The sequence below is a fragment of the Streptococcus sp. 27098_8_69 genome (assembly GCF_041432445.1).
Lineage (GTDB): Bacteria > Bacillota > Bacilli > Lactobacillales > Streptococcaceae > Streptococcus.
This window is the reverse complement of the sequence record NZ_JAPVZO010000040.1, coordinates 1-11,953: the sequence shown is the minus strand read 5'-3', so window position 1 is coordinate 11,953 and position 11,953 is coordinate 1. Positions and strand designations below refer to the sequence as shown.

Below are 11,953 nucleotides of genomic sequence, written 5' to 3'. Positions count from 1 at the left end.
TGGCTGCTTCTACTGCATTGACTCCGCCTTCGAACTCTGAAGTGTCTGACTTGGCTGCTTCTACTGCATTCACACCGCCTTCGAACTCTGGACTTTCTGCCTTAGCTCCTTCCTCACCATTGACACCGCCTTCGAAGTCTGAAGTGTCTGACTTAGCTGCTTCTACTGTATTCACACCGCCTTCGAAGTCTGAAATTTCATGAACCGCAGCTTCCCCTTTTGAAGTTTGCACTGGAATATATTCTGGAACTTCATGGACCGCGGCTTCTTCGCCGTTCACACCACCTTCAAAAGCTGGCACATCATGAACGGCTGCTTCGGCACCATTGACTCCACCTGCAAATTCCGGAACTTCGTTAATAGTTCCTGGTGGATTTTCTTCAACCTCTATTTCTGGAATTTCATGAACGGCTGCTTCCTCGCTGTTCACACCACCCTCGAAGTCTGAGACTTCATTGACTGCTGCTTCAGCACCATTCACACCGCCTTCAAATTCTGGGACTTCGTGAATAGTTCCTGGTGGATTTTCTTCAACCTCTATTTCTGGAACTTCATGAACAGCTGCTTCTTCGCCGTTCACACCACCTTCAAAGGCTGGCACGTCATGAACGGCTGCTTCCTCACCGTTGACGCCACCATCAAAGGCTGGATCCTCATGAACTGTACCTTCACCATTGACTGCACCTGTAAATTCTGGGACTTCATGAATTTCTGCTTTTGCTCCATTTTTACCACCAGGGACTCCTGCACCTTCAAGACTTACAGGCAAATTATGCATGCTCTCAATTGCACCATCAATGATTTCTGTAATTTCTTGACCAATATCTTCCTTGTTAACTGCGAAAAGCAATGTTTTTGTATCGTATTGCGTCAAGAATGTTGCAAAATTACCATTTTCCAGTTTAAGAACTGGTGGCCGATTCACCAATACTTCAGAATCAAATTCTAAAGCAATGACATTTTTGCTCATCTCCACAGCATTTTTCACAGTTGCTTTTGTTGGAGCAATTCTATCCTTGCTTAAGAAATCCCAGTTGAATTTCTTATAAGATAAGGTGTATTCATTTTGAGTGGCACTTGCATGCTCATAAAGTAAGCCAAATTCACCATTTCCAAGATCTTGCAATGAGTTATAGGCAAATTTGCCACTTTGAATTGGATTGTGCTTGAGCCAGGTTAGATCTCCATTAGCTTCCACACGCGCTAAGTGCACCAGACCATTGTAACGTCCTGGCCCACCTGCATTACTGAGGATGATATATTCCTTACCATCGTGCACCGTATGAATGGCAGACATTTGAACGTAGACGTCTTTGACATCTGAATAGCGTTTTACATCTTTTTCCCAAGTTGCTCCGCCATCTTTACTTGTCGCTACTTGAAGATCACCTGTCAATCCACGCATGAAGAGTTTGAGATCCCCATTATTCAACTGAACAACTGTTGACTCCGTATTTTGAGCACCTGGATTATTCATAGTTGAAGAGTGAATTGTTTGGTTGCCTACTGGGCGGTTATCATTGACAGCTTCACCAGCGTGCCAAGTTTCACCATGGTCATCTGAGTAAATGACGCGTGAAGACTGAGAACCACTTAGGTAGGATACGTTATTTGTAGTGTAGGCAGGGATAACAAGACGCCCTTTATGAGGTCCTGAATGTAAGGCAATACCTGTACCAGGTCCAGTACCTAAGAAGTGCATCCAGTCCTTACGAATGCCGTATGTAATATCTTTAGGTGCAGACCAAGTTTTTCCATCGTCATCGCTATAAGACATCCAGAGATAGTTGGTGTTTGAAACTCTAAAGATATTCTTGTCGCTATAATCGAAGTAGACATTACCAATCAGTTCTTCACCTTTATACAAATCACCCTTATCACTATAGGCTGGTTGCTTAGGATCAACTACAACTCGATATTCTGTCTTTCTATTTTCGGGATCAAAGACTTCACCATTTTCACGGATTGTATATCGTCCTGCTTCACCTTTTTTGTATAGAACCTGATAAACCTTATCTCCAATTTGCTCATAGGCTTGTGGTGCTTTTCCTGGTAAATCTCTGACAGCTTCACCTTCTACGAACATATCAAAAATAGAGAAGATTCGCTTAGTTTTCGGATCTTGGACTAGGGCCATGTCAATATTGACTGGTGATCCCGCATGAGCTCTTCTGGCATTCTCATTATCACGAGGATTTGAGATGACAATTCTATCTCCCCATGTTTTACCCTTATCATCACTACGACGAACAACCATACCGATATCGCCCCAGTCAGAGTGATGCAAGCGTCTCTCATCTGCACCAGCAATCAAGGTTCCTTTATCCGTTTTCAGCAAGGCTGGAATACGGTAGCTTGCGATACCATCTTTATTTGGCTTGCGGTTCTCACCACCTTCAAAAACATCCAGTTTATCAGTAACTTCTGCTCCTTCAGGAAGTTTCTTCTCCAACTCTCCTCTTTCAAAAAGTTGGCTACGTTTTTTAACTTCTTCTGGAGTAAGAGTACGATCATAAACCGTTAGATTACGGACTTTAAGATTAGCACCCCAGAAGTTTTTGCCTGTACGTTTTGTTGTACCGATTTGTACATGATTAACATCTGGCATGTCTTGGATGAAACGACCAGACTGAGGACTTGTTCGCGACAAGACACCATTTACATAGACGCGAACTTGACCTTTTGGTTGGTCTGCATTTGGTCTTTCAACTGTAAAGGTTACTGAGTTCCACTCACCTGGCTTAATCTTCAAAGGAGCAGTTTTATAATCACCATAGAATTGGTTTCCATTTGCATCACGACCTTCAACGATAGCTGTGTTATCAAGGATGGCCATAGTGAAATACTCATTTACTTTAGTATCACTGGAAACTGAGAAGAGGTTATAAAAACGTGGAGCAGATGCATCTGGCTTAAACTCCATATGAATGGTCGCATTTTGAAGTTTTTTAAGCTTGTCGAGCTCCTCTTTCATGTCAACTCTTTGACCGTTTGAAGGATTGGTTTCAACATCTTCCTTCTCTATAACAGTATTGGCATTTTCCAACTCTCTGGCATAAAAGTCACGCGGAATGTTTCCAACTTCTTCTTCGTCTTCACTCTCTGTAGCTGGAGTTTCGTTTGATGCTTCTGTTTCTGTTGGTTTTTCAGACCCTGGGTTTGCTTGCAACTCTTCACGGCTCACTTCTGTTCCACTATTATTTACTGTGGTTACTTGGTCTGCAAGCTCCTTATCGAGATTCGTCAGACTTCCTGTCTCTACTTCCTTAGACAATTCTGGCAAAGATTGCCCCGCTGTTTCACCATTCGTTGATGGCGCCTCTTGAGCAAAAGCCGGTGAAGCACCAAAAACAACTGCTCCAATGACTACTGATGCCGCTCCAACTGCAAATTTTCGAATTCCGTACCTCTGTTTTCTATCAAAATCTCTCTGATTCATGTTTTCCCTTCCGTTATTTTAAAAAATAAAGCGCTTTCTTTTTTGCTTAAAATTTTTAGCCTTTCAGACTAGCTGCAAATAAGAAACTGTATTATTGAATGGAATTGCCATTCTTTGTAAATGAAATGCTGTTGCACTTTTATAAACTCTATGTTAAAAGATTCGCAACTAGCTATACTCCTTTCACTTTTTATTTTAACCATATTATATAATAAATATTCTAAATTTTAGACTTTATAATCTATAATAGATTCTACTTTCAAAGATATTTAGAAGTTTCAAACTACCTGAAACTACTTTCTCATTATCTGGGTCACATAAAGAAAAGCCTGTAGTTCATTCGAAACTACAGAGCTTTTTTTCAATTTTTAGTGACCAAGATAGGTAAAGGGGATCTCACTGCCACACAACCAGTTGTAAACTTGATCATTGACATGAACATTCATGGCTTCATGAGCATATTCAGGCATGATACGATAACTCTTTTCACAAGTCAAACGGTTGTAAATAGCAAACTGAGTGATTGGATAGCAGACATCATCATCAAGCCCAGTAATCATTCTCACCTCACCTTTGATTCGATGAGCAAGATTTTTCACATCGATATAGCTAAGTGTTTCCATAATCTGCTCTTCTGTCTCATGGAATGGATCATGGAACTTAAAGTAACGAAAGAGCTCATCATAGGCTTCGCTGGTATTTCCAATCTCTAGCACTCGTCTAAAGTCTGATAAAAATGGATAAATAGCAACTGTACGCTTGATACGTGGATTCAACCCCGCAGCCACCAGAGCCAGCGCTCCTCCTTGAGAAGCTCCATAGCTTGCTAATTGGCCTTCATCCACTTGTGGGAAGCTAGCTACAATCTCAACTAATTGATAAATATCAAGATAAACATCCTTGTAGAAGAGTTGCTCTTTTCCTTCTACTGCACCACGAATGATTTGACCCTTAACTGTATTTCCGAGAGGCGAGCGTAACCCATCTTGTGAGTAACCAGACTGACCACGGACATCCATAGATACGACACCATAACCAGCGACTGTAAAGGATAACATATCTGTCCAATCCCAACAACGTCCCATATATCCATGGAAGTGAAAAATAACTGGTACTTTCTTTTCTGATTTTGGTAAGACCACACGTGCATAAACAAGACCATCGCGTGTACCTTTAAAGGTTAACTCATAGCACTTCACGTTTGGAATACGAAATTCACGTTCCTCTAGTTGGTAATCTGGCAAGACTGAAACCTTCTCTATTTCCCCATCCCAAAAAGCATCGAAGTCTTGCGGAACTTCATCTCGCCCTCTGTAAGTTTTCATTTCTTCTATTAGTGCTGGATTTCTCATAAAACCCTCCTTAATTTTGTAACCGTTACCATAACTCTAGCACATAAAGGGAGGCAATGCAAGACTGATATTTTAAATAGAAAGTGATTTTAATTTTGAAGATTCATAAAAGCTTATCTGAAAGTAGTTTTATCCATTCCATTCTGTATAGATTCAATACTCTTTCAAAGAAAAACAGCTTCTTTTTTCTCTCATCCAAGAGTCATTGAAGACTAGTCTTATACTCTTCGAAAATCTCTTCAAACTACGTCAACTTTATCTGCAACCTCAAAGCCGTGCTTTGAGCAAACTGCGGCTAGCTTCCTAGTTTGCTCTTTGATTTTCATTGAGTATTAGCATGTTTTCGGGTATATAGTTATCTATCTTTAATCTAATGTTCTTTTACAAAAATAAAAAAGCTTCATAACCTTAATAGAATTTTTCTACCAAGATTACAAAACTCTTTCTTATTTCAAATCTTTTTTATAGCGTTCCAACTCTGCTTGGTTTGCCCAAACATAGTGACCTGGACGAATTTCTACCATAGAAGGTTTATCAGTTTCATAGTCATGTTGATCTGGATCATAGACTTTCAAAACTTTTTTACGTTCCAAGATTGGGTCTGGAATAGGAACAGCTGATAGAAGTGCTTGCGTGTATGGATGAACTGGATTGTTAAACAATTCTTCAGTCTCAGCCACTTCAACAATAACACCCTTATAAATTACCGCGATACGATCAGAGATGAAACGAACTACTGACAAATCGTGGGCGATAAAGAGATAAGTCAAGCCTAATTCCTTTTGGAATTTCTTGAGCAAGTTCAAAACTTGGGCACGTACTGAAACGTCCAAGGCTGAAATCGGCTCATCCGCAATAACGAAGTCAGGTTGCATAACCAAGGCACGGGCAATCCCGATACGTTGACGTTGTCCACCTGAAAACTCATGTGGGTAACGTGTCAAGTGTTCAGCCAAAAGTCCCACTTCACGAATGATATTTTGAACTTTTTCTTTTCTTTCTTCTTCATCTTTAAATAAATGGTGGTTATAAAGACCTTCAGAAATGATATAGTCAACCGTTGCACGTTCATTCAAACTTGCAGCAGGGTCCTGGAAAATCATTTGGATACGACGGATTAATTCCGAAGCTTGTTCACGTGATTTTTTACCATTGATTTTTTGACCTTCAAAGATGATATCACCTTTGCTGGTATCATTAAGACCGATAATAGCACGACCAATTGTTGTCTTACCACTACCAGACTCTCCAACAAGTGAGAAAGTTTCTCCTTTGTTGATAAAGAAGTTCGCATTTTTAACAGCGACAAACTTTTTGCTTCCTTCACCGAAGGAAATTTCTAAGTCTTTAATTTCTACTAATTTTTCAGACATTTCCTTCCTCCTAGTCCTCAAGATGTGTAAAGCCCATCTTTTCACGAATCTTGTCGTGTAAATCTGCAATCACCGATGGTTTTTCAACTTTTGGAGCTTGTTCATGAAGCAACCATGTCTTAGCCCAATGAGTATCAGATACTGCAAACTGAGGTGCTTTTTCCTCGAAGTCAATCTTCATAGCATAATCTGAACGAAGAGCAAAAGCATCTCCCTTCAATTCAGTATAAAGCGATGGAGGTGTTCCAGGGATTGAGTACAATTCACCTTTGTCATCCGCAAGTTGAGGCAAGCTTGACAAGAGGCTCCATGTATATGGATGACGTGGGTCGTAGAAGATTTCTTCAACAGTACCATACTCAACGATTTCACCAGCATACATAACCGCTACTTTATCAGCGATACTTGCTACGACACCTAGGTCGTGAGTGATAAAGATTGTTGTAAAGTGGTATTCGTGTTGAAGTGCCTTCAACAAATCAATAATCTGTGCCTGAATGGTCACGTCAAGAGCTGTTGTCGGCTCATCACAGATAAGAATATCTGGGCGACAGGCAAGAGCAATCGCGATAACGATACGTTGACGCATTCCCCCAGAATATTGGAAAGGATACTCGTCAAAACGTTTCTCAGAATCTGGAATACCAACTTTATTCATATAGTCGATAGCCATCTCTTTAGCTTCTTGAGCAGTCTTGCCTTGGTGTTTAACAATAACTTCTGTGATTTGACTTCCGATTGTCTTGATTGGGTCTAGACTGGTCATCGGATCTTGGAAGATAGTTGCAATCTTCGCACCACGAATACTTTCCCAATCTTTATTAGATGTAAGGCTGGTCAATTCTTGGCCACGGTAATTAATACTACCTCGTGCAATACGACCATTTCCTTCCAACATTCCTGTGAATGTTTTTGTCAAAACTGATTTACCTGAACCTGACTCTCCAACTAAAGCGAGAACCTCTCCCTCGATCAGATCGATGGAGACACCTCGAATAGCTGTCAAAATCTTGTCACGAACATCAAATTCCACGACAATATCTTGAGCAGTCAAAATTACATTTTTTCCTTTTATCATGTCTACTCCTATCTATGTGTACGTGGATCACTAGCATCCGCTAGGTTCTGACCAACTACGAACAGTGACAAGGATACCAAGACCAAAGTTGTCAATGGAATCCAGAAGAGGTAAGCATTGGTTGTTACATTCTGAGAATAATCCGAAATCAAACGTCCCAAACTTGGTACTGTGATTGGCAAGCCGAGTCCAAAGAATGACAGGAAGGCTTCATATGAGATAAATGCAGGAAGCATTTGTGATGTAGTTGTAACAATAACAGAAACCAATTGAGGCATGATATTTTTAATAACAATCTTATGGGTTGGTGTTCCCAGTGTACGAGAAGCAAGGTTGTACTCCAAATCACGGTAACGCATGATTTGGATACGAATCATATAAGCAATACCAATCCAAGTAGTTACACTCATGGCAAAAATCAAGTTCCAGAAACCTGCACCGATAGAGTAAGTCAAAACAATAACGATCAAAAGTGAAGGGATGTTATTGATAACGTTATAAACTTCCATCATGATACGGTCAACTGATTTTGAAATCCCCCAGATTCCGCCGATAATAACACCAATAACAACGTTGATAAAGGTCGCAATTACGGAAATCAAGATAGAGTTACGTGCTCCAAACCAGACACCGTCAAAGAGAGATTTACCATTACTATCTGTACCAAACCAATGTTCAGCATTTGGCTTAATGTAACGAGCGCTAAAATCATTTACCTTACTTACATCATTGAAGTCAAAATCAGAAAACATTGGATAGATGAAACTCATCAATACGATGGAAATCAAAATACCAAGCATGATAATTGTTGATTTTTTCTTCAAAAACTGTCTAAAAACAGAACCCCAATATGAGTAGGCAGGAGCATCAATTGCTTCAGAGGCAAAATCATCTCGTTTTACAAATTGAAATTTATCATTACTAATCGTAGACATTATTTGCCTCCTTTCTCTGTCAATTTAATACGTGGGTCAATAATAGTCATCCAAATATCTCCAATCAAGTAAGAGAAAATTGAAACACATGTAAAGATGAAGACCAGACCAACCACCATATTGTTGTTTGATGCTTTTACAGAGTCAATCAACATTTTACCCATACCTGGGAAGGCAAAGACTGTTTCAGTAAGAGTTGCTCCACCAATAACACCAATAATTGAGCCTGGGATACCAGAAACGAGTGGTACCATAGCGTTTTTAAAGATGTGTTTGTTAGAAATTTCTTTTTCAGAAAGACCTTTAGCTCTAGCAAAACGGACAAAGTCTTGAGATTGTAAGTCAATCATGTAACGACGAATCCAGATAGCTAGACCAGGTGCTCCAAGTAATCCAAGAATGACTGATGGAAGGACATATGAACGCCAGTCTCCAGCACCCAAGATTGGGAATGAGTCTGGGAATCCGATAGAAGAACCAATCAAACGAATGATATAAACTAGAGCAATCGTTGGGAGGGCCATCAAGAAGGTCAAAGTACCTGTAGAGAGGCTGTCAATCCAAGTATTCTTGAAACGAGCCATTGCTGAACCAAGAGGAACTGCAATCGCATATGAAATCGCAAGACCAATCAAACCAGTGATAGCAGAACTTGCAATCATTGATGGGTACTGATAGTTGCTCTCAGTAGCTGTATATGGATCATCTTTACCGTAGTTGGCTACTTCACGAGCATCAGCTTGACTCGGAGATTTATAAGTTCTTGAGTAAATGTTAACTGATGATGTTTTCTTACCAGTTGGGAATTGAACTTCAGAAGTCTTCGTTTGTCCTTGTCCTTGTGTAATAACCTGAAGAACAGGAGTATTGGCATAAGTTGGATAAGAATCTCCTAGGTTCAAGTTGACAAAGTTTTGGTGAACAAATGGGAACTGACTATTGAAGTACAAGAGGTATTTGTGTTTAGTACCTGAACCCACAAGAGACCAACCGATAGCCGGGTCATTCTCAAAGCGCAAATAACGCTCTAAGTTAGGATTCTCAGGGTCTTGGATCTTGTTTGTATGGTCAATATCAAGCAAGTTTGCATAGAATTTGAACACACGCTCAAAAATAGGAATTTCACGTGTAGCGTAGAATTGTCCACTCTCTGTAAACTCACCTAGAGTCCAACCATTACCAAGTTGTTGGATATATTTTTCATAGATTGCTTTATTTGTATCATTTGCATCTACTGTAACAGAAGAGTCAATGCTACTAGCTTTTTCCTGCAACTCTTTCGTATCGTAATATTCGATATAACCCATACGCTCAAAGACGGTATTTTCATAGTTATCACGTTTATCAGCCGTGGTTGCAATTTTATTGTAGTTAGTATCTTGTTTGAAGATCAACTTCCGTGGAACCATCGTATAGATGATTGTGTAAATCAAGGTCGTTACTAAGAAAATAGAAACCAACGACCGCAAGATACGCATAAAAACATATTTTTTCATATTATTTCCTTTAAAATCCCAAAAGAACCTTCTCCTTTAGGAGAGAAAGTTCTGATGAGCATTATTTATTTCACATGACTCGCTAACTCTTTTTGAGCTTTTTCGTTCGATTCAGCTTTTTCTTTGAGCCATTTTTCACGAGCTTCCTTGTACTCTTTGGTTGTTACAGTGTTAGCTTGCAATTGAAGGTACTTGAAGTATACATCTGAACCTTTATCACCAGATTGAGTGTAAGAGGCTGAGAATGGTACTACACGAGAAATAACTGGTGCTGCTCCTGAAGATGACATAGCTGGAAGGAAGAGTGAGCTATCTGTTAACCAAGCTTGAGCTGCTGCATATTTCTCATAACGTTTGTTAAGGTCACTTGTTTCACTAGCTGCATCATCAACTAATTTATCATATTCTTTCAAACCAACTTGAGCAACCGCTGGGTTTGATGGATTATCATAGCCCATGTAGGTCTTAGTTGTTTCACTATTAGTTGATTTCAAGATATCAAGGTAAGTTGATGGATCATCAAAGTCTGGATTCCATCCAACAGCACCTGAAAGGTCCCAATCTTCTGCTGCCGCACTAGCTGCGTAGTATGTGATATTGTTTAATTCATCTGTAGTGATTTGTGGAATATCGATAACTACATTATCTGTACCCAAAGCGGTCTCAACAGATTGTTTAAATGATTGGATACGAGCGATATAGTTTTTAGATGTTTGGTCGACTGGAATATCCAAGTGGATTGGGAATTTTACACCATCTGCTTCAAGGGCTTTTTTAGCTTTAGCTAGTTCTGCTTTAGCTTTATCAGCATTGTAAAGACCATCTTGAGCATCCGCAAAGTTTACATCTTTCCATTCATCACCATAAGAAACAACCTTCTCAGTAACCAAATCACCAAATGATTTTCCATTTGCTGAAACAAATTCTGGTTTTACGAAGAGGTTACGGACAGCAAGTGCTGCTCCATCCTTACCATTTAGCTGAGCTGAATAAGCAGTACGATCAAAAGCAAAGTTCAAAGCTTGACGGAAGTCTTTATTGAGAAGGGCTTTCTTAGTAGATGTTTTTTCTTCGTCAGTTGTTTTGGATGTGTACTTATAGCTTTGACGGTCAATATTAACACCCAAACCAGCAATACCAGCTCCTTGTGGAGTATAGTAAATATTGTCTTTATATGTTTCTGCTACCTTAGAATAGTTTGAGCTAGTAGGGAAGAGACGGGCATAACTGTATGCACCATTTGTAAAGTTACGCTCAAGTGACTCTTGGTCTGAACCATCATAATAAGAAAGTGTTACAGTATCGATGTGAACATTATCTTTATCCCAATACTGTTCATTCTTCGCAAATTCGATAGAAGACTTAGCCGTCAACCCTTTAAGCAAGAAAGGTCCATTGTAAAGCAATGATGTTGGGTCTGTTGCCTTACCAAAGTCTTTACCTTTTGATTTTTCAAACTCTGCGTTCAAAGGCCAGAAGATTGCGTAAGACAATTTAGAGTTCCAGTATGGTTCTGGTTGGTTCAAAGTGTATTGAAGAGTGTAATCATCAACAGCTTTTACACCTACAGCAGAGAAGTCTGTATTATTCCCTGATACATAGTCAGCCAATCCTTTAACAGAATTTTGTGCTAGGTAAAGAGCGGCTGATTTATTGTCGGCTGCGTGTTTCAAACCTGTAACAAAGTCATTTGCAGTTACTTCTGCATATTCTTCACCATCAGATGTGAGCCATTTTACACCTTTACGAATCTTATAAGTGTATGTTAATCCATCTTGAGATACTGACCAGTCTTCAGCGACTGCAGGAGTAAGGTTACCATACTTATCATTTGTAAAGAGTCCATCGATACCATTTGAAGTAGCAACTTTTGTACTTTGTTTCCCAGAGATAAGGTAGTCCAATGTTTCTGGGTCAGCAGTATAAGTATAGCCATAGGCTTTTGGTGCTTCAGCATTTGATGATTTTGAAGAACCACAAGCTGCGAGAACGCCTGCCGCAAGCAAGGACACCCCCGCTACTGCAAGAATCCGACTTTTTTTCATGTTTAATTAACTCCTCTATTAAAATTAATGAGATACTGTTGATTATACCATAATCCCTTTTAAAAGTAAACGAATTTTCAGAATATTTTGTCGCATGCCTTTTGAAAGCAGGAAAACTTACATTTTCAGAAAAGAAACTATTGACGAGATTTAATTTAAAAGGTATAATAATAAAAGTTAAGGCGGTATAGCCAAGTGGTAAGGCACGGCTCTGCAAAAGCTTGATCGTCGGTTC

The 11,953-nt window shown here is 39.6% G+C and carries 8 protein-coding genes; all 8 read right to left on the bottom strand.

Going from position 1 to position 11,953, the window contains the following annotated elements; all coding sequences use genetic code 11:
- On the bottom strand, positions 1 to 3,439 hold a 3,439-nt coding region (locus O3658_RS10260; RefSeq protein ID WP_371561413.1), incomplete at its 3' end, for an SIALI-17 repeat-containing surface protein.
- A 368-nt stretch (positions 3,440 to 3,807) separates the two neighbouring features.
- Positions 3,808 to 4,791, bottom strand: a complete 984-nt coding sequence (locus O3658_RS10255; protein ID WP_153225119.1) for an acetylxylan esterase — start codon at positions 4,789 to 4,791, stop codon at positions 3,808 to 3,810.
- Between the two features lie 446 nt (positions 4,792 to 5,237).
- The gene (locus tag O3658_RS10250; RefSeq protein WP_001291283.1) at positions 5,238 to 6,164 is read right to left on the bottom strand and encodes an ATP-binding cassette domain-containing protein; all 927 of its coding nucleotides are present in this window, start codon (positions 6,162 to 6,164) and stop codon (positions 5,238 to 5,240) included.
- A 10-nt stretch (positions 6,165 to 6,174) separates the two neighbouring features.
- Complete coding sequence (locus O3658_RS10245) at positions 6,175 to 7,242, bottom strand: ABC transporter ATP-binding protein (protein WP_371561409.1); 1,068 nt, start codon at positions 7,240 to 7,242, stop codon at positions 6,175 to 6,177.
- An 8-nt stretch (positions 7,243 to 7,250) separates the two neighbouring features.
- On the bottom strand, positions 7,251 to 8,177 hold the full coding sequence (gene oppC / locus O3658_RS10240; RefSeq protein WP_371561406.1) for an oligopeptide ABC transporter permease OppC: 927 nt from the start codon (positions 8,175 to 8,177) through the stop codon (positions 7,251 to 7,253).
- Entirely contained in the window at positions 8,177 to 9,673 is a 1,497-nt protein-coding gene (locus O3658_RS10235) for an ABC transporter permease (RefSeq protein WP_000761009.1), read from the bottom strand. Before O3658_RS10235 ends, oppC begins: the two co-directional genes overlap by 1 nt.
- A 65-nt stretch (positions 9,674 to 9,738) precedes the next feature.
- Positions 9,739 to 11,718, bottom strand: coding sequence for a peptide ABC transporter substrate-binding protein (locus O3658_RS10230; RefSeq protein WP_371561402.1), 1,980 nt, complete (start codon positions 11,716 to 11,718; stop codon positions 9,739 to 9,741).
- A partial coding sequence (locus O3658_RS10225) for a hypothetical protein (RefSeq protein ID WP_371561399.1) occupies positions 11,624 to 11,953 on the bottom strand: 330 nt, incomplete at its 5' end. The genes O3658_RS10225 and O3658_RS10230, both read right to left, overlap by 95 nt.

Bases quoted from the DNA above. Each gene is read 5' to 3' on its own strand.
- O3658_RS10230 (WP_371561402.1), bottom strand. From the start codon at position 11,718: ATGAAAAAAAGTCGGATTCTTGCAGTAGCGGGGGTGTCCTTGCTTGCG.
- O3658_RS10245 (WP_371561409.1), bottom strand. From the start codon at position 7,242: ATGATAAAAGGAAAAAATGTAATTTTGACTGCTCAAGATATTGTCGTG.
- O3658_RS10255 (WP_153225119.1), bottom strand. From the start codon at position 4,791: ATGAGAAATCCAGCACTAATAGAAGAAATGAAAACTTACAGAGGGCGA.
- O3658_RS10250 (WP_001291283.1), bottom strand. From the start codon at position 6,164: ATGTCTGAAAAATTAGTAGAAATTAAAGACTTAGAAATTTCCTTCGGT.
- oppC (WP_371561406.1), bottom strand. From the start codon at position 8,177: ATGTCTACGATTAGTAATGATAAATTTCAATTTGTAAAACGAGATGAT.
- O3658_RS10235 (WP_000761009.1), bottom strand. From the start codon at position 9,673: ATGAAAAAATATGTTTTTATGCGTATCTTGCGGTCGTTGGTTTCTATT.